The following is an 18,699-nucleotide window of genomic DNA, read 5'->3' on the forward strand; positions in this document are numbered from 1 at the left end:
GGCCCCGGCCCCGGCCCCGGCCCCGAGCACCGTGCCCGCCGCCAAGCCGGGCTCGCCCACGCCGGTCCAGGCCGGCGGGGTCCGGCAGCCGCCGTCCACCGTCTACCGGTCGAAGCGCGACATCGACGGCGCCGACGGCCAGGGCCGGCTCTCGATGGCCTTCGACCCGGTGGAGGACCAGGAGTGAGGCTCCGACGGTCTGTCGTGGCGTCGGCCGTCGGGGTGCTGATCGTCGCGCTGGGCGCCGCCTGCAGCGATCCGCCGCCTCCGGGTGCGAGCGACCTGGTCGATCCCGGCACCCCGGCACCGAAGCCCAGCCCGACGCCCAGCCTGCCGGTGGGGCCGCTGTCGGGGCAGCCACTCACCCAGCCGGGCGTGGAGGCACGGCAGGCGATCGCGGTGCCGATCCGGGTGACCGAGAGCGGCGCCGCCACCGGCCTGGACGCGGCGGACCTGGTCTACCAGGAGTTCGCCGAGTCGGGCAGTCTGCACCTCAGCGCGGTCTACCAGTCCCGCGACGCCACGAAGATCGGCCCGGTCACCGAGATCCGCCCGGTCGACATCCGCAGCGTCGGTGTGCTCCGCCCGTGGCTCGGCTACGCCGGCGGGCCCACCGGTTTCCTCAGCCAGCTCGCCGCCGCCGACCTCAGCGGCGTGACACCGGCCAAACGCAGCGCCGCGTTCCCGGACGGACACACCTCGACCACGGCGCTCCGGGCCGCCGCACCCAAGGGCGGCGTCGCACCGGCGCCGTTGTTCGAGTACGCCACCACGGGCACGCCGCTGGCCAGCCGGGACGTCACGCCCGCCAGCAAACTCACCGTCTCCGCCTCCGGTCACCGCACCCAGACCTGGACCTACGACCCGGCGAAGCAGCAGTGGTCGGGGCGGGTCGGCAAGACCACGGTGACCGCCGCCTCGGTGGTCGTGCTCACCATGGAGTACCGGACGCTCACCGTCCGCAAGCCCAGCCCCCGGTCCCTGCCGAGCGCCAACGTCTACGGCAAGGGCAAGGCCCTGGTCGTGTCCGGGCCGTCGAGCGCCAAGGCGCAGTGGAGCAAGCCCGGGCAGAAGCTGGTCTGCAACGTCACCGACCTGGCCGGATACCAGGTCCGCCCGCAGCCGGGCACCACCTGGGTGATCTACGCGCCGACGGCGGCCCGGGTAGCGGTCACATGAAGACGCTCGTCCCGCTCCAGCCCTCGCGGCCGGAGCCGGTGCCGAGTGGTCCGGTGCCGACGGAGGCGTCGGTCGGCGTACGTGCCGCCGGACGCCGGCGTCTGCCCACCGCGTGGCCACTGATCGCGCTCTTCGTGCTCTACCCGGTGTGGTGGGCGCTCGGCCTGCCGTCGTTCATCTTCGCCATCCTCGCCGTGCCGATGGCGTTCCAGCTGCGCCGGCGTGACCGCATCCGGGTGCCCCCCGGTTTCGGGTTCTGGCTGATCCTGCTCGCCTGGGTGGTGCTCTCCGGGTTGATGCTGGACGTCACCGCGCCGAACACCCTGACGCCGGACGGGTTCGGCAGGTACATCGGCTGGGGCATCCGGGTGATGAACTACACCGCGCTGACCATCACCATGCTCTACGTGCTCAACCTGAGCGAGAAGGAGCTGCCGAGGATCCGGATGCTGCGGCTCTTCGGGTTCCTGGCCGTGGTCACCGTGATCGGCGGGTACGTCGGCGCGCTCATGCCCGACCTGAAGTTCACCGCCCCGCTCAACTACATCCTGCCCGACGTCATCGCCAAGGAGCCGTTCGTCAACCGGCTCATGCACGTCGAGGTGGCCCAGGTGCAGGAGGTGCTGGAGGGCGAGGCCAGCTCGCCGCGTCCGGCCGCCCCGTTCGAGTACACGAACACCTGGGGCGAGAACATGGGCATCCTGCTCATCTGGTTCCTCGTCGGCTGGGTGGTGTACGGCCGGGGGTGGCGGCGACTCGGCGGCTACCTGATGGTCGCCGCCGCGATCTTCCCGATCGTCTTCTCGCTCAACCGCGGTCTCTGGATCGGGCTGGTGATCGCCGCCGTCTACGTCGCCCTGCGGCTGGCGCTGCGCGGCCGGATCGCCGTCCTCGCCGGCATGGCGCTGGCCACCGCGCTGGCCGGCGTGCTGGTGCTGGCGTCGCCGCTGGGCGGGCTCCTCGACGAGCGGATGCAGAACGGGCACAGCGACGAGATCCGGGCCACCCTGTCCAGCGGGGCCGTCGAGGCGGCGAACCACTCGCCGGTGCTGGGCTACGGCGCCAACCGCGCGCTGATCGGCAGCAACCGGTCGATCGCGATCGGCAAGTCGGCCGACTGCCAGCAGTGCGGAAACCGGGAGCTGGGCAGCAACGGGCAGGTCTGGAACCTGCTCGTGGGCCAGGGCTGGGTCGGCGCGTTCTGCTACAGCGCGTTCTTCCTCTGGTGCCTGTGGCGGTTCCGGCGCGACCATACGCCCATCGGCATCGCCGGCAGCGCGGTGCTGATCCTGATGCTGTTCTTCCAGTTCCTCTACGGCGCGCTGAACACCACGCTGGCGTACGGCCTGATCAGCGTGGCCGTGCTGGCCAGCAACGACCGGTACCTGCGGACGATGCGCCGGGAGGCGCTCGCCGCGGTGGCGTCCGCCGTGCCGACCAACCGACGGGAACGGACCCGCTGATGACCGCAACCCCACGAGTCGATGACGCGCGCGCGGCGTACCTGCCCGAGCTGGCGGCCGTGGTCTGGCCGGAACCGGCCGGACCCACGCTGCGCCGCGGCGGCGCCGGCTACGCCGTGGTGCCGTCGGCCGCACGGCCCCGGCTGCTGGTGCCCGCCGGCTCCCGGCGGGCCGCGGCCAGCGCGGTCCGGCACTCGACGGAGGCGGTGGGTACGAAGGCCCGGCTGCGCCGGTCGCTGCTGGCCACCGCCTTCCGCACCGGTCTCGGCCGGCTCGCCTTCCGGGACCGCCTCCAGGTCGGGGCGACCACCGGGACGCTGGAGGAGCACCTGACCGAGGTGCTCGGCCGGCCGGCGTTGCTGAGTGTCCACATCGGCCCGGCCCGCGCCAACCGCAAGCCGGTGATCCAGCTGCTCGACCACCACGGCCGGCCGCTGGGCTACGCCAAGCTGGGCGTGGACCCGCTCACCCGCGCTCTGGTCGACGAGGAGGCCGCGGTGCTGCGCCGGCTGGCCACCGTCGACCTGCCCGGGATCGTGGTGGCCGAGGTGTTGCACCACGGCGCCTGGGGCCCGCACGCCCTGCTGGTGCAGAGCGCGCTTCCGGTCGGGCTGCCCCGGGCGACGCCGGCGGAGGCCACCGAGCGGGAACGCGAGGCGATGGTGGCGGTCAGCCGCTGCCTGGGCGTGGACCGCCGGCCGGTCGGCGGCAGCGGGTACGCCGAACGCCTCGCCGCCGACGTCGAGGCGCTGGGTGACCGGCCGGAGACCGCGCGGCTGCGCTCGGTCCTGGCCACCGTCGTCGGCCTCGACCCGACGCTCGACCTCGGCGCCTGGCACGGCGACTGGAACGGCGGCAACAGCGCGGCGCTGGCCGACGGTCGCATGCTCATCTGGGACTGGGAGCGGTTCTCGGCCGGCGTGCCGGTCGGCTACGACGCGCTGCACCGACGGCTCCAGACGGCGATCACCAAGGCCGGGGTGGAGCCGACGACGGCGGCCCGCGAACTGCTGAGCGGTGCGGCGGCGACGCTCGCGCCGTTCGCCCCGCCGGCCGGCACCGAAGACCTGGTGGCGGTGCTCTACCTGGTCGAGCTGGCCGCGCGCTACCTGCGCGACCGACAGGCCGAGGCCGGCGCCCGGCTGGGACACGTGGCCGCCTGGCTGTTGCCGGCGGTGGAGGATCACCTGGCGACCCGGCCGGGTGCGGGAGGAGTGCTGAGATGACGCTGGCCAAGGCCAAGGCCCGACGGGCCGTGCGGTCGGTGACGCGTACGGTCGGCCGGTGGACGGCGAACTCGCGGATGACCCCCGACTTCCTGATCGTGGGCGCCCAACGCTGCGGCACGACGTCGCTGTTCAAGACGCTCTCCCAGCACCCGGGCGTGCTCCCGGCGGTCTACCACAAGGGTGTCCACTACTTCGACACCGGCTACGACCGGGGCATGGACTGGTACCTCGGGCACTTCCCGACCAACCGTCGGGCCGAGGCGGTACGCGCGCAGCTCGGCGTGCGCGGGGTGACCGGCGAGTCGAGCCCGTACTACATGTTCCACCCGCTGGCCGGGGAGCGGATCGCCGCCGACCTGCCCGAGGTCCGGCTGCTGGTGCTGCTGCGCGACCCGGTGGAGCGGGCGTACTCGGCGCACGCGCACGAGTCGGCCCGGGGCTTCGAGTCCGAGACGTTCGAGCGGGCGCTCGAACTGGAGCAGAGCCGCATCGCCGGTGAGCGGGAGCGCCTGCTCGCCGACCCGACCGCGCACAGCCACCACTACCAGCACAACGCCTACCTGACCCGGGGGCAGTACGTCGAGCAGCTGGAGCGACTCGAGTCGATCTTCGGCCGGGACCGGCTGCACGTGATCGACGCCGACGACTTCTTCGCCGACCCGCGACCGGCCTTCGACGGGGTCTGCGACTTCCTCGGCCTGCCGCACTGGGCGGACATCTCGTTCGGCAAGCACAACGCGCGGTCCCGCTCGGCGATGGACCCGGAGCTGCGCGCCCGGCTGGAGGCGCACTTCACGCCGTACGACGAACGGCTCGCCGCCTGGTGGGGACGCGTACCGTCGTGGCGACGGTAACCCCCACCCGGCCGGCGGCGGGCGCCGAGCTGGGCGGGGCCGCCCGGCACGGGGTGCTGAACCTGCTCGGCGTGGCGGTGGCGGCGGTGGCCGGCTTCGGGCTGAACATCGTGGTCACCCGCGGCTGGTCGATGGCGGACGCGGGTCTGTTCTTCGCCGCCACCAGCGCGTTCATGATCGCGTACGCGGCCGCCCGTCTCGGCACGGGCATCGGCTCGGTCTACTTCATCAGCCGCTACCGGACGTTGGGCCAGCCGGAGCGGATCCGCGCCTCGGTGCTGGCCGGGCTGTTCCCGCTGCTGGGCATGGGCGTCCTGCTCACCACCGTCGGCTGGCTGTTCACCCCGCGGATCGTCGAGCTGACCTTCGCCGAGCCGGTCCCGGGCGCGGTGCCCGCGTTGCGCGCGCTGCTGCTCTTCGTGCCGGTGGCCGCGCTCTGCGACTTCACGCTGTCCGCCTGCCGGGGCTTCGGCAAGATGCGCCCGCTGCTGCTCATCGAGCGGCTCGGACGCACGCTGCTCCAGTTCGTCGCCGTGCTGCTGGTCGCCGTGCTCGGCCTCTCCGCCACCACGGCGCTGCCGCTGGCCTGGGCGCTGCCGTACGTGCCGGCCGCGCTCGCCGCCGTGTTCTGGCTGGCCCGCCTGGTCCGGCGGGCCGAACGCTCGGCCGGCCCGGACGCGCCGCCGCCGGCGAGCTGGCGGCAGGAGTTCGGCCCGTACTGGCGGTACAGCGGGCCGCGCGCGCTGAGCGGGCTCGCCCAGATGGTGGTGCAGCGGCTCGACATCGTCCTGCTGGGCGCGCTGCGCGGGCTGTCCGAGGCGGCGCTCTACACGGCGGCCACCCGGTTCCTCACCCTGGGCCAGCTCTCCGGCCAGGCCCTGTCGACAGCCGTCCAGCACCGGCTGGCGGAGCACCTGGCCCGGGACGACCGGGCCGCCGCGGGCCGGCTGTACCAGGCCGCGACCGCGTGGCTGGTACTGCTGGCCTGGCCGGCGTACCTGCTGTTCGCCTCGTTCGCCGGGCCCATGCTGGGCCTGTTCGGCTCCGGGTACGACGCCGGGCGGACGGTCACCGTCTACCTGGCCCTGACGATGCTCGTCGCCACCGGATGCGGCATGGTCGACACCGTGCTGAACATGGCCGGGAAGACGGCCTGGACGTTCTACAACGCGCTGTCCGGCACGCTCGTCAACGTGGTCGCCAACGTGCTGCTCATTCCGCGCTACGGCGTCATGGGCGCGGCGATCGCCTGGTCCGCGTCCATCCTGATCACCAATCTGGTGCCGCTGGTCCAGCTGCACCGCGCGTTCCGGCTGCATCCGTTCGGGCCGGGCACGCTCACCGCGGCCGGGCTGGCGCTTGCCTGCTTCGGCGTGCCGGCACTGGTGCTGCACACCGTCACCGAACCGGGTACGGCGTCCCTGCTGGTGGTCGCCGTGCTGGGCGCCGCCGGTTACGCCGCGGCGGTCTGGCGGCTCCGGGGCGTGCTCCAGCTCGACGCCCTTCGGGCACTGCGGCGCAACCGGGGGCGATGACCGGCGACCGCACACGACATCGATCACCGGCCCGGCCGGTGGCACCGAAACGGGGAGGCACGGCAACCATGAAGTGGGTCCGAAGCTCGACGGCACTCCTGATGGGCGCGACGCTCGCCCTGACGGCCTGTCAGGGGGAGACGCCCGCACCGCTCACACCGGCCCCGTCGACCGGCAGCCCGACCGCGCCGGTGAAGCCCCGGCCGGTGGGCGGCCTGGAGACCACCGGGCGGGGCCCGGAGATGCCGGCGCAGGGCGCCTGGCTCGGCGCCTGGGTGAAGCCGACCTGGCAGACGCCCGACGGTCGGGTCAGCGCCCTCACCGCCTTCGGCGAGCAGACCGGCGGCAAGGTGACGCTGGCGCACATGTTCCACGAGTGGGAGGACGACTTCCCCGGCCCGACCGAGAACGCGTTCCAGGCCGCCCAGATGCTGCAGATGATCTCCTGGTCCGGCGCCGACACCCGGTCCATCGCGGACGGCGTGTACGACCAGATGATCCGACAGCGGGCCAAGGCCATCAAGAACTTCGGAGTGCCGGTGCTGCTGCGGTGGCGGTGGGAGATGGACCGGCCCAACCTGCGCCAGAGCGTCCGCTCACCCGAGGACTACGTGGCCGCCTGGAAGCACATCCGGGCCATCTTCACCGAGGAGGGGGCGACCAACGCCGGCTGGGTGTGGTGCCCGCACGTGCTCGGCTTCGTGGACTCCGGCCGCGACGCCGCCGCCTACTACCCGGGTGACGACCAGGTCGACTGGCTGTGCACGGACGTCTACCCGGGCAAGAACTACGACGGCTTCGGCGAGCAGATGGACACCTTCATGGCCTTCGCCCGGCAGCGGCCGCGGCCGGTCGTGATCGGCGAGTTCGGCGTCACCCACGACGGCGGGCCGGGCCAGCGCGCGGCGTGGCTGCGGGAGGCGCGCACGTACATCAAGCGGCACCCGCAGATCAAGGCGGTGGTCTACTTCTCCGCCAAGCAGACCAAGGGCACGACGTACGACAGCACCTTCGACGACGACCCGGAGGGCCTGGCCGCGTACCGCGAGTTGGCCGGGGATCCGTACTTCTCCGCGCCCGCGCCGACGGCCACGCCCGGGGGCCCGGTGAACTGACCTCCACCGTTCGTGTGGCCGGTTCACCTCTCCCGGTATCCGTCAGGTCGTGTGGACGGGTATAAAGGTCATCCGGGGTGGACGCCATAGCTGAAATGCGGAAGTGTGTGCCCATCACGCGTCAACCGGCCGTGCGCCCCCGATCGGCGACCCCTGCACCCCTCGCCCGATCGGCCGGGCCGGCCACCTCGTTCTCCGTCACTCCTCCGGAGCTGCCCGTGCTAAATCTTCCCGCGACCACGCGCCGATCCTTCGCGCTGGTCACCGCCGCCTTCCTCGGTGTCGGTGGTGTGCTGTCGGCCAGCCCCGCGCTGGCCGCACCGGACCACGGCACCATGGTCAGCAGCGCCCCCGCCACCAGCACGCCGAACATCAAGGACGGCGCGGTCTACGCCATCTACGACGCCGGCAGCAAGGTGATCGCGGGCGGGTCCTTCACCGAGGTGCGCAACCGCGACAAGTCCCTGGACATCCCGCGCACCAAGCTGCTCTCCTTCGACAAGGCCACCGGCATCGTCGACCCGGCGTTCGCGCCCGTGATCGACGGTGACGTCTCGGCCGTCGTCGCCGGCCCGACCGCCGGCACGGTCTACATCGCGGGCGACTTCAACACCGTCAACGGAGTCAACCGGCGCAAGCTGGCGCTGCTCAACATCTCCGACGGCTCGCTCGTCACCACGTTCAAGGGCCCGGCCTTCAACGGCCTGGTCAACGACATCGTCAAGGTCGGCGACCGGCTGCTGGTGGGTGGGGTCTTCACCACCGCCGGCACCGGCGTGAACCGTGGTGGTCTGGCCTCCATCAACGCCAGCACCGGCGTGGTGGACGACTACCTGACCACCAACCTGACCGAGCACCACAACTGGACCGAGGGCAGCATCGGCACCGCCAAGGCGGGCGTGGGTCCGGAGAAGCTCGCCGTCTCGCCCGACCGCACGCAGATGGTCGTCATCGGCAACTTCAAGAAGGCCGACGGCGTCGTGCACGACCAGATCGTCCGGATCAACCTGGGCGACAGCGGAGCCACCGTCGCCGACTGGAACACGGACGGCTACTCGGGCGCCTGCAAGTACGCCGCGTTCGACTCGTGGGTCCGCGACGTCCAGTTCTCCCCGGACGGCAAGTACTTCGTGGTGGTCACCACCGGCGCGTCCTACCCGGGCACGCTCTGCGACTCGGCCGCCCGCTGGGAGGCCGACGCCACCGGCGGCGGCCAGCAGCCGACCTGGACCAACTTCAGCGGCGGCGACACCTTCCTCTCCGTCGGCATCAGCGAGAAGGCCATCTACGTCGGTGGTCACTTCCGCTGGTCGAACAACCCGATCGCCCGGGACAAGGCCGGACCGGGCGCGGTGCCGCGGGCCAGCATCGCGGCCCTCGACCCGGCCAGCGGCCTGCCGCTGTCCTGGAACCCGGGCCGCCACCCGCGCGGCTACGGCGTGACCGAGATGATGGTGACCCCGCAGGGCCTCTGGCTCGGCAGCGACCAGGACTACATCGGCGCCGGCGAGCACCTGCGCAAGAAGATCGCGTTCTTCCCGCTGGACGGTGGCGACGCACCTCACTCGACCAGCACCAAGGGCCTGCCCGGCGACGTCTACCAGGCCGGCCGGGCGGCGCAGACCGAGGTCCTCTACCGGGTCAACGCGGGTGGCCCGGCCATCCCGGCGACCGACGGCGGCCCGGACTGGTCGGCCGACACCGACGCCGCGCCGAGCCCGAACCACAACGGCGGCAACAGCGCGAAGGCGTACACCACCAACGCCACGTTCGACCCCACGGTGCCGGCGAGCACCCCGGCGACGCTGTTCAACACCGAGCGGTGGGACCAGACGACCGCGCCGGACATGCAGTGGGACATCCCGGTCGCGGCCGGCACCCGGGTCGACGTCCGGCTCTACCTGGCCAACCGGTACAGCGGCACCGCCGCCGTGGGCAAGCGCAAGCTCGACGTCACCATCGACGGCGTGCTCAAGCTGAACGACTTCGACCCGGTCGCCTCCGCCGGCGGCACCGACCGCGGCACCATGCGTTCGTTCTCGCTGGTGAGCGACGGTGTGGTCGACATCGACTTCGGCCGCGTGCTGGAGAACCCGCTGATCCAGGGCATCGAGGTGGTCAAGACCGCCCCGACCCCGGACGCCTCGGACGTGCTCTACCGGGTCAACGCCGGTGGTGACCAGCTGGCCGCCGCGAACGGCCCGGCCTGGGCCGCGGACACGCTCGCCGCGCCGAGCAGCCTGCACAACACCGGCAACACCGTCACGACGTACGCCACGAACGCGTCGGTCGACGCCACCGTGCCGGCCGGCACGCCGGTCGAGCTGTTCAACAGCGAGCGGTGGGACGAGACGCCCGTCCCGGACATGCAGTGGGACTTCCCGGTCCCGGCCGGCACGCCGGTGCAGGTCCGGCTCTACCTGGCCAACCGGTACGCCGGCACCGCCACCGCGGGCAAGCGCAAGTTCAACGTGAGCATCGACGGGGTGCTCAAGCTGAACAGCTTCGACCCGGTCGCCGCGATCGGCGCCACCAACAGGGGCACCATGCGGGCGTTCCCGGTCACCAGCGACGGCAACATCGACATCGACTTCGGTCGGGTCCTGGAGAACCCGCTGGTGCAGGGCATCGAGATCGTGAAGCTGCCGCCGGTCCCGCCGGCCACCACTGTGGACAGCATCACCAAGCGGTCGTACGACGGCGCGACCACGGTCGGCAACGCGATGTCGGTGGCGAACCCGGACAACACCCGCTGGTCCACGGTCAAGGGTGCGTTCTGGGTCGGCGGCGACCTGTTCTACGGCGTCGACGGCGACCTCTACAAGCGCTCCTTCGACGGTGTCGAGTTCGGCACCCCGAAGAAGCTGGACCCGTACCACGACGCCAAGTGGGACACGGTCATCACCGGCTCCGCGCCGGAGGGCCAGACGTACGCCGGCATGACCTCCAACTTCGCCGCCGAGCTGCCGAACGTGACCGCCATGTTCTACAAGGGCGGTCGCCTCTACTACGCGCTGGCCGGTCAGAGCACCCTGTTCTGGCGCTGGTTCACGCCGGACACCGGCACGGTCGGCGCCGAGCGGGCCACGGTCGCCGGCACCACGGCGTTCGCCGACGCGGGCGGTCTGTTCCTGGACGGCGAGAACCTCTACGTCGTGTCCCGGACCACCGGCAACCTGTCCACGATCGCGTGGGCGGACGGTGCGCCGACCGGCCCCGCCACGGTCCGCAGCGGTCCCGGCGTGGACAACGTGGACTGGCGCGGCACCGCGGTCTTCGTCGGCCCCTGACCAGGGCGGACATGACCTGACAGCACCGCACGCGACGATGGCCCGGCCGGTATCGGCCGGGCCATCGCCCGTTCCCGGGCCCGATCAGGTCACGGTCGGCGCGTGCTCCCGCGCCCACACCCGCATCAGGTCCCGGACCGAGATCACCCCCGCGACCTCCCGGCCGTCGAGCACGACCAGGTGGCGGAATCCGCCCCGGGCCATGGCCGCGGCCGCCTCCTCCACCGTCCAGTCCGGGCCGGCGTAGACGACGTCCCAGGTCAGGTGGGCGCCGGTGCGCTCCACGTCCGGGTCGAGCCCGGCGCCGATCGCCTTCAACACGTCGCGCTCGGTCATGATCCCGACCCCTTCGGAGTCCGGATCGATCACGACCGCCGACCCGACACCGCGGGCCGACATCATCCGGGCCGCCTGGCGGAGCGTGTGCTCCGGGCCGACCACGAGAATCTCACTGGACATCGCTTCCCGAACCTGCATCACGCATCACTCCTGTGGGACGGCGACTGGGTACGGACATGGTGGGCCATCGATGCGTACCGGGACAAGAACGGGCATCGCCGGAATCCCTGCGGATGGCTACTGTCGGAGGGTGCCCACCGAGCCCCTCCGCTGCGCCGGCGCGCTGATCGTCGACGACGACGGCCGCATCTTCATCCAGCGCCGGTCCCCCGAGCGGCGCATCTTCCCCAACTGCTGGGACATCGTCGGCGGCCACCTCGAACCCGGTGAGGAGATCGACGACGCGTTGCGCCGCGAGGTCGCCGAGGAGACCGGCTGGGCGGTGTCGCACGTGCTCGGCCTGGTCGGCGAATACCGCTACACCGCCGACGACGGGCTGGCCCGGATCGAGACCGACTTCCTGGTCCGGGTGGACGGCGACCTCGGCCGGCCTCGGCTGGAGGCCGGCAAGCACACCGAGTTCCGCTGGCTGGCGGAGCGGGACGTGGCCCTGCTCGACGAGCACCGGGACGTGAACGACGGGTTGATCCGCCGGATCGCCGAGGACGGCTTCGCCGCCCTCCGTTCCATCGGCCTGTAGGGCGATCACGGGCTGAACCACGGCCGCCCGGGCGCCGACGATATCCTCGCCACGTGGAATCCGGTCGAGAAGAGGAGCGTGTCGGCATGATCGGGATGGTGCTCGCCGCCGGTGCGGGGCGCCGGCTGCGGCCGTACACCGACACCCTGCCCAAGGCCCTGGTGCCGGTCGACGGGGAGACCACCATCCTCGACATCGCGCTGCGCAACCTCGCCGAGGTGGGGCTGACCGAGGTGGTGATCGTGGTCGGCTACGCGGCCGACGCGGTCCGGCAGCGGCAGGCCGACCTGGAGCAGAAGTACGGCGTGACGCTCACGCTCGTACACAACGACAAGGCCGAGGAGTGGAACAACGCCTACTCGCTCTGGCTGGCCCGCGAGCACTTCGCCCGCGGCGTGCTGCTGGTCAACGGCGACACGGTGCACCCGGTGAGCGTGGAGAAGACGCTGCTGGCCGAGCGCGGGCCGGGCATCCTGCTGGCCGTCGACACACTGAAGACGCTGGCCGAGGAGGAGATGAAGACCACCTTCGACGCCGCCGGCCAGCTCACCCGGATCACCAAGCTGATGGACCCGGGCGAGGCGTACGGCGAGTACATCGGCGCGACGCTGATCGAGCCGCAGGTGGCCGACGCGCTCGCGGACGCGCTGGAGGCGACCTGGCGACGCGACCCGAACCTCTACTACGAGGACGGTTACCAGGAGTTCGCCGACCGGGGCGGCGAGGTGCGGGCGGCACCGATCGGTGACGTCTCCTGGGTCGAGGTCGACAACCACGAGGACCTGGCCCGGGCGCGGGAGATCGCGTGCCGCTACTAGCCCGTAGCGTCCTCACCCCGCTGCACATCGACGTGCGGCGGGGCGCGGTGGCGGACCTGGCGGCGATCCTGTCCGACGGCCGGATCTCGGCCGGCGGCGACGTCGCCGTGGTGGTCGGGCCGGGGCAGGGCGAGAAGATCGCCGAGCTGCTTCGGCCGTCGCTGCGCTCGGCGGACGTGTTCACCGTGGCCGGGGGCACCCTGGACGCCGCCGACGAGCTGGGCGGCAAGCTGCGCGCCCGCTCCTACGACGCGGTGGTCGGGATCGGTGGCGGCAAGACCATCGACGTGGCCAAGTACGCGGCCACCCGGCGCGGTCTGCCGATGGTCTCGGTGGCGACCAGCCTGGCCAACGACGGCATCGCCTCCCCGGTGGCGAGCCTGATCACCGAGGGCCTGAAGGGCTCCTACGGCGTGCACATCCCGATCGCGGTGATCGTCGACCTGGACTTCGTGGAGGCCGGACCGGAGCGGCACAACCGCGCCGGTGTGGGCGACGTGGTGAGCAACATCAGCGCCCTCGCCGACTGGGAGCTGGCCCGTACGGTCCGCGGCGAACCCTTCGACGGGCTGGCCGCCTCGCTGTCGCGCGCCGGCGCGGAGGCGGTGCTGAACCATCCGGGCGACATGACCGACGACGGGTTCGTCACGGTCCTCGCCGACGCACTGATCTCCAGTGGCCTGGCGATGGCCATCGAGGGCACCAGCCGGCCGTGCAGCGGCGGCTGCCACGAGATCATGCACGCGGTGGACGCGCTCTTCCCCGGCACCGCATCGCACGGCGAGCTGGCCGGGCTGGGCGCGCTGTTCTGCACGTTCCTGCGCGGCGACGAGCGCCGCTTCGCCGAGATGTCGACCTGCCTGGCCCGGCACGGGCTGCCCCGGCTGCCCGCCGAGGTGGGGCTGACCGACCACCAGTTCGTCGAGGCGGTGCAGTTCGCGCCGGCCACCCGCCCGGACCGCTACACCATCCTCGAGCACCTGGCGATGTCGTCTACCGAGACCCGGGAGCGGCTGGCAGACTACGCCGGTGCCCTCCGCGACCACCTTGGCTGAGCCCCGTCCCACCGTCGCCGACTTCCACCGGGTCAACCGGGGCGGCGGCCTGTTCAGCGAGTCGATCAGCCAGTGGATCGGGGCGGCGTTCGCGCTCGTCGCCCAGCGACTGGGTCTGCGCCCGACCGCGCTGACCCTGACCAACCTGGTGCTCGGGCTGGCCGCCTCGGTGACCGTTGTCGCGCTCGCCGACGAGGTGGCCGCCGGCTCCGTCCCGGCCTGGGTGGTCGGGTTGGTCGCCCTGGTCGGCTGGCAGGTGGCGTACGCGCTGGACTGCGCGGACGGGCAGCTCGCCCGGGTGACCGGCCAGGGCAGCGCGGCCGGCGCCCGGGTCGACGTGCTCTGCGACGTGGCAGCCCAGATCGCACTCGTGGCCGCGCTGTCCGCCACGGCCGTGGCGCAGCGCCCGTCCACGCCGGTCTGGCTCGTCGCGACGTTCGCCGGCACCTGGATGGTCAACCTGGTCACGTCAGTCATGCAGGCGGGCCCGAACGCGGCCAGCATGGTCACCTCGACCTCGCTCCCGGTCCGTGTGGTCAAGCTGATCCGCGACTACGGCGCGGTGATCTTCCTGGCCGGCCTGGTGCTGGTGTTCGCGCCGGCCCTCGCATTCTGGGTGGTGGTGGCGTTCACGATCGTCAACGGCGGGTTCCTCCTGGCCAGCATCGCCTTCTCCGCCCGCGCGTCGCTGCGCTGAGCGCTCGGCGCCGGCCACACTCCCCCGCGACGGCGACAACGCAGCCTGCGGTATCACTCAGCGTGGCCGTCGGGCGCGGACGAGGGTCTCGGTGATCATGGGCAGCCAGAGGCGAGAAAGCTCCCGTCACAGCAGGTGACCACCACTCGATCAGAGCCCTCGGTAACGATCGGTGACGAACCTCAGGCGCGCGAACGCAGGCCCGCGTAGACGTCGACCAGGCGCTTGGTGATCACGTCAGGGTGGAAGGTGCGCTCGTAACGGGTCCGGGCCGCGCCCGCCAGCAACGGGGCCTGGGACGCGGCCAGCGGCAGGGCGGCGGCCAGCGCCTCGACCTCCGGCGCCACCACCCAGCCGGCCTCGCCGCGCTGCACCCCGACGGGCAACGCGACCCGGCCGTCGCCCGGGGCCGCGGTGGCCACCTCGGCCGGTCCGGTGCCGGCGGGCTCGCGCGGGGTGTCCGCGCCCACCAGATATGGGATGCCGCCGAGCGCGGTGCCGAGGACCGGTCGACCGGCGGCCAACGCCTCGATGATCACGGTGGGCAGCACGTCGTGCCAGGTCGAGGTGGCCAGCACCACGGAGCTGTCGGCCAGCGCGGCGCGTACCCCGGGCCGGTCGAGCTGGCCCAGATAGTGCACGTCGGGCCGCTCGGCAGCGGCCTCCTCGGCCATCGGGCGCAGCTCGCCGTCCCCGGCGATCCGCAACGGGCCGAGCGTGCCCACCGGGTGCCGCCGCCACGCCGCCAGCAGCAGGTCCAGCCCCTTCTCGGGGCTGAGCCGGCCCATGAAGAGGAAGCCGTTGCCGGCCGGCGCCGGGGTACCCGGGTCGGGCACGGCGTTCGGCTTCACCACGATCCGCTCGTCCGGGATGCCGTAGTCCCGGAGATGGTCGGCGACCGCCGTGGTCAGCGCGATGAAGCGGTCCACCGACCGCCAGGTGGGCCGGTGCACGGCGAGCGTGGTGGCCATCAGCGCGCTCTGCGCCCGGGAGTTGCGGTAGCAGCGGTGCACGACCGCCGGCACGCCCAACGCCCGACCGCGGCAGTCCTGGCAGATCACGCCGTCGCGGAAGTAGAGACCGGAGGAGCAGACCTGCCGGTAGTTGTGCACCGTCTGCACCACAGGCACGCCGCGCCTGTGGGCGGTCCGCACCACCCAGGGCGAGAGCAACGGGTACGGGTTGTGCAGGTGCAGCACGTCCGGCCGGTGCTCGGTGAGCAGGCGGTCGAGGTCGTGCTGGGCCTTCGGGGCCCAGATCGGCGAGATCGGCAGCAGCGCCTTGGCGGCCTTGGACATCGACGGGATCTCGTCCGAGCTGCGCAGGAACGGCAGCACCTCCACGCCGGCGGCGGTGAGCTCGGCGATCTCCGCGTCGACGATGGTGTTCTCGCCGGAGGGCTGAGCTTCCCGGTACCGGTTGTGCGCCACCACGATTCTCACGGGAAAGAAGGCTACCGTTGTCCCGTGCCTGAACTACCGGAGGTGGAAGCGCTCGCCGGTTACCTGCGCGAGCGGGCGGTGGGCCGGCGGGTCGACCGCTTCGAGGTCGCCTCGATCAACGCGCTGAAGACGTACGACCCGCCGCCGAGCGCGGTTGCCGGGCGGACGGTGACCGGCGCCGGCCGGCACGGCAAGTTCCTCGACGTCCGGTTCGACGGGGGCCTGCACCTGGTGGTCCACCTGGCCCGGGCGGGCTGGCTGCACTACCGGGAGGCGTTCGGATCGACGACGCCGTTGCGGCCCGGCAAGGGGCCGATCGCGGTGCGGGTCCGCCTCGACGACGGCTCCGGCTTCGACCTGACCGAGGCCGGCACGCAGAAGAAGCTGGCCGCCTACCTGGTCACCGACCCGGCCCAGGTGCCGGGCGTGGCGAAGCTGGGCCCGGACGCGCTGGAGGCGGACCTGCCCACGTTCGCCGAGCGGCTGCGCAGCCGCCGGGGTCAGGTCAAGGGCGTGCTGACCGACCAGGCGGTGCTCGCCGGCGTGGGGAACGCGTACTCGGACGAGATCCTGCACGCGGCCCGGCTCTCCCCGTTCGCGATCACCGACCGGCTCACCGACGAGCAGGTCGCCGGCCTGCACGCGGCGACCCGTACGGTGCTCGGCGACGCGGTGCGGCGGTCGATGGGGCAGCGGGCCGCGGAGCTGAAGGGCGAGAAGCGCTCGGGACTCAAGGTGCACGCCCGGAAGGGCCTGCCCTGTCCGGTCTGCGGCGACACGGTGCGGGAGGTCTCGTTCGCCGATTCCAGCCTCCAGTACTGCCCCACCTGCCAGACCGGCGGCAAGCCGCTGGCTGACCGAAGGTTGTCCCGCCTCGTACGGTGAGTAACCGCACCCGGCGATTACTGAGCGGAATCGGCCGGCGATCACCGAAGGTCCCACTCGCCGGCTCTACCCGAGCCGCCATCCATCGGTATAGTGGCTCGGTCCCCGGCTTCACAACTGACTCGGAGCCGGCCAGATCCCCACGGGCAACGTGGGAGACTGGGACGGTGAGCGACCCGGGTCCTCACGGCGAGTGAGGGCGCGGGTCATGCGGGAGGACATGGGTTGAGGTGACGACAAGCCTCCAGCGCCCGGTAACCGACACAGGCCGGAGCAAGAGCGTGCGGCACGTCGACAGCTTTGAGATCCAGCCGCCGACTCCGCCGTCGCACAACGGCGTACCCCGGTCGGCATGGGCCCGCGCCCGGCGTCGGGTCTCCCGCTGGCACCGTCCCTACATCGCGCTGCTGCTGCTGCTCGACTTCGGCGCGGCGGCCCTGGCCAGCTTCCTGGCCGTGCAGATCTTCGAGCAGGCCGACTCCGGTTTCCGGGACGCGCCCGCCGCGTGGTTCTACACCGTGGCGTTCCTGCTCCTGCCGCTCGGCTGGGTGCTCATCCTGTGGGGCAACCGGACGTACGACCGGCGCTACCTCGGGCTCGGGCCGGACGAGTACAAGCGGGTCATCCGCTCCGGCGTGGCGGTCGCCGCCACCGTCTCGTTCCTGGCGTTCGCCACCAAGACGACGCTCTCCCGGTGGACCGTCGGGTTCGCGCTGCTCGGCGCCATGCTGCTCATCCTGTTCGGCCGGATGATCGCCCGGGCCTGCCTGCACGCGCTGCGCCGCCGCATCGGTCAGGCCGGGCACCGGATGGTGCTGGTCGGCACGCTGCCGGAGTGCCTGGAGGTCTTCACCACGGTCACCCGCAACCCCAACGTCGGCCTGGTGCCGGTGGCCATCCACCTGACCGACGGGTACGCCGCCGCGCGGGGCATGGAGACGCCGGTGCCGGTGTACGCCGGCCGCGACGTGCTGGCCCTGGTCCGTGAGGTCGGCGGCGACACCATCGCGGTGTGCGGTTCGGCAAGCGCTGAGCCGGGCGAGCTGCGCCGGCTGGCCTGGCAGCTGGAGGGTTCCGGCGTCGACCTGGTGGTCGCGCCCCAACTCACCGACATCGCCGGTCCCCGGGTGCACATCCGCCCCATCGAGGGCCTGCCGCTGCTGCACGTCGAGGAGCCGACGCTCTCCGGCCCGGCGCTGCTGGCCAAGAACCTGATGGACCGGGTCGCCGCCGGCCTGGGCCTGCTGCTGCTGACCCCGCTGTTCGCCGCGATCGCGCTGGCCATCCGGATCTCCGACCCCGGGCCGGTCTTCTTCCGGCAGCCCCGGGTCGGGCACGAGGGGCGTACCTTCCGGGTCTGGAAGTTCCGCACCATGTACGTGGACGCCGAGGAGCGGCTCGCCGGCCTGGTCGACCAGAACGAGACCGACGGCATGCTGTTCAAGATGAAGCAGGATCCTCGGGTCTTCCCGGTGGGCCGATTCCTGCGGGCCTCGTCGCTGGACGAGCTGCCTCAGCTGATCAACGTGCTCTGGGGCGAGATGTCGCTGGTCGGACCGCGCCCGCTGCCCGCCGACGACGGCGACTTCCTGGGTGACGTCCGGCGCCGGCTGCTGGTGCGGCCGGGCATGACCGGGCTGTGGCAGGTCTCCGGCCGCTCCGACCTCTCCTGGGACGAGGCGGTCCGGCTCGACCTCTACTACGTCGACAACTGGTCGTTGGCGTACGACCTGAGCATCCTGTGGCGGACCGTCGGGGTGGTGCTGGCGCGCAAGGGCGCGTACTAGCGCTGCGGGCCGGCACCCGGCAGGATCGCTGCGTGGGTGGCAACCTCTCGGCCGTCTTCGCCGTCGTCTCGCTGGTCACCGCGTTGGCCGCGGCGTTGTGGGCGGTGCTGCGGCTGCGCGGCCGGCGGGGCATCGCCACGGCCACCCAGCGGGCCACGTACGAGGTGCTGCACACGGCGGGTCTCGCCGCCGAGCCGCTGCGCGCCGGGCTGAGCACCGCGGACGCGGCGAAGGCCGTACGCCATCTGCGCGCCCTGGTGGGCGCAGCCGGCGGCCGGTCACGTGCAGCACCAGCCAGCCGGCCTCGACGA

The 18,699-nt window shown here is 72.4% G+C and carries 16 protein-coding genes and 1 pseudogene; 15 read left to right on the forward strand and 2 right to left on the reverse strand.

What is annotated here, in order from left to right; all coding sequences use genetic code 11:
* From HUW36_RS08280 to HUW36_RS08315, 8 genes are all read left to right on the forward strand, one after another.
* Positions 1 to 187: hypothetical protein (locus HUW36_RS08280; RefSeq protein ID WP_217428786.1), on the forward strand; the 187-nt coding region annotated here is incomplete at its 5' end.
* Between the two features lie 17 nt (positions 188 to 204).
* A complete protein-coding gene (locus tag HUW36_RS08285) occupies positions 205 to 1,179 on the forward strand; it encodes a DUF3048 domain-containing protein (RefSeq protein ID WP_246247977.1) in 975 nt (324 codons plus the stop codon).
* A complete protein-coding gene (locus tag HUW36_RS08290) occupies positions 1,176 to 2,642 on the forward strand; it encodes an O-antigen ligase family protein (RefSeq protein WP_174527582.1) in 1,467 nt (488 codons plus the stop codon). The genes HUW36_RS08285 and HUW36_RS08290 overlap by 4 nt, the downstream gene beginning before the upstream one ends.
* Positions 2,642 to 3,868 carry a hypothetical protein gene (locus HUW36_RS08295; RefSeq protein WP_174527583.1) on the forward strand — a complete coding sequence of 409 codons (1,227 nt, stop codon included), beginning with the start codon at positions 2,642 to 2,644 and terminating at the stop codon, positions 3,866 to 3,868. Before HUW36_RS08290 ends, HUW36_RS08295 begins: the two co-directional genes overlap by 1 nt.
* A complete protein-coding gene (locus HUW36_RS08300; RefSeq protein ID WP_174527584.1) occupies positions 3,865 to 4,725 on the forward strand; it encodes a sulfotransferase domain-containing protein in 861 nt (286 codons plus the stop codon). The genes HUW36_RS08295 and HUW36_RS08300 overlap by 4 nt, the downstream gene beginning before the upstream one ends.
* The gene (locus HUW36_RS08305; protein ID WP_246247979.1) at positions 4,713 to 6,260 is read left to right on the forward strand and encodes a lipopolysaccharide biosynthesis protein; all 1,548 of its coding nucleotides are present in this window, start codon (positions 4,713 to 4,715) and stop codon (positions 6,258 to 6,260) included. The genes HUW36_RS08300 and HUW36_RS08305 overlap by 13 nt, the downstream gene beginning before the upstream one ends.
* Before the next feature lie 68 nt (positions 6,261 to 6,328).
* A complete protein-coding gene (locus HUW36_RS08310) occupies positions 6,329 to 7,375 on the forward strand; it encodes a glycoside hydrolase family 26 protein (RefSeq protein WP_246247981.1) in 1,047 nt (348 codons plus the stop codon).
* 218 nt (positions 7,376 to 7,593) lie between these two features.
* Positions 7,594 to 10,665: a malectin domain-containing carbohydrate-binding protein gene (locus HUW36_RS08315; RefSeq protein WP_246247983.1), complete on the forward strand. Its 3,072-nt coding sequence runs from the start codon at positions 7,594 to 7,596 to the stop codon at positions 10,663 to 10,665.
* A gap of 84 nt (positions 10,666 to 10,749) precedes the next feature.
* On the opposite strand, the gene HUW36_RS08320 is transcribed toward HUW36_RS08315, so the two are convergent.
* Positions 10,750 to 11,142 carry a CBS domain-containing protein gene (locus HUW36_RS08320; protein ID WP_174527586.1) on the reverse strand — a complete coding sequence of 131 codons (393 nt, stop codon included), beginning with the start codon at positions 11,140 to 11,142 and terminating at the stop codon, positions 10,750 to 10,752.
* Between the two features lie 112 nt (positions 11,143 to 11,254).
* Between HUW36_RS08320 and HUW36_RS08325 the strand changes: the two genes are divergently transcribed.
* The 4 genes from HUW36_RS08325 (at position 11,255) to HUW36_RS08340 (ending at position 14,274) form a co-directional block, all read left to right on the forward strand.
* Positions 11,255 to 11,704 (forward strand): NUDIX domain-containing protein, encoded by a 450-nt coding sequence (locus tag HUW36_RS08325; RefSeq protein WP_246247985.1) that lies wholly within the window; start codon positions 11,255 to 11,257, stop codon positions 11,702 to 11,704.
* An 86-nt stretch (positions 11,705 to 11,790) separates the two neighbouring features.
* The gene (locus tag HUW36_RS08330) at positions 11,791 to 12,522 is read left to right on the forward strand and encodes a phosphocholine cytidylyltransferase family protein (RefSeq protein ID WP_174527595.1); all 732 of its coding nucleotides are present in this window, start codon (positions 11,791 to 11,793) and stop codon (positions 12,520 to 12,522) included.
* Positions 12,510 to 13,577 (forward strand): iron-containing alcohol dehydrogenase family protein, encoded by a 1,068-nt coding sequence (locus HUW36_RS08335; protein ID WP_174527588.1) that lies wholly within the window; start codon positions 12,510 to 12,512, stop codon positions 13,575 to 13,577. Before HUW36_RS08330 ends, HUW36_RS08335 begins: the two co-directional genes overlap by 13 nt.
* Complete coding sequence (locus HUW36_RS08340) at positions 13,552 to 14,274, forward strand: CDP-alcohol phosphatidyltransferase family protein (protein WP_174527589.1); 723 nt, start codon at positions 13,552 to 13,554, stop codon at positions 14,272 to 14,274. The genes HUW36_RS08335 and HUW36_RS08340 overlap by 26 nt, the downstream gene beginning before the upstream one ends.
* Before the next feature lie 182 nt (positions 14,275 to 14,456).
* Here the strand turns inward: HUW36_RS08340 and HUW36_RS08345 are convergent, their stop codons facing one another.
* A complete protein-coding gene (locus HUW36_RS08345; RefSeq protein WP_174527590.1) occupies positions 14,457 to 15,716 on the reverse strand; it encodes a glycosyltransferase family 4 protein in 1,260 nt (419 codons plus the stop codon).
* A gap of 24 nt (positions 15,717 to 15,740) precedes the next feature.
* Here HUW36_RS08345 and HUW36_RS08350 point away from each other — a divergent pair, with 24 nt between their 5' ends.
* The 3 genes and pseudogenes from HUW36_RS08350 to HUW36_RS08360 all read left to right on the forward strand — a co-directional run.
* Positions 15,741 to 16,601, forward strand: coding sequence for an Fpg/Nei family DNA glycosylase (locus HUW36_RS08350; RefSeq protein ID WP_174527591.1), 861 nt, complete (start codon positions 15,741 to 15,743; stop codon positions 16,599 to 16,601).
* A 281-nt stretch (positions 16,602 to 16,882) separates the two neighbouring features.
* Entirely contained in the window at positions 16,883 to 18,388 is a 1,506-nt protein-coding gene (locus HUW36_RS08355; RefSeq protein WP_174527592.1) for a sugar transferase, read from the forward strand.
* A 32-nt stretch (positions 18,389 to 18,420) separates the two neighbouring features.
* A pseudogene (locus tag HUW36_RS08360) lies at positions 18,421 to 18,699 on the forward strand (hypothetical protein); the annotation flags it as partial.

This window comes from Micromonospora maritima (assembly GCF_902825405.1).
GTDB lineage: Bacteria > Actinomycetota > Actinomycetes > Mycobacteriales > Micromonosporaceae > Micromonospora > Micromonospora maritima.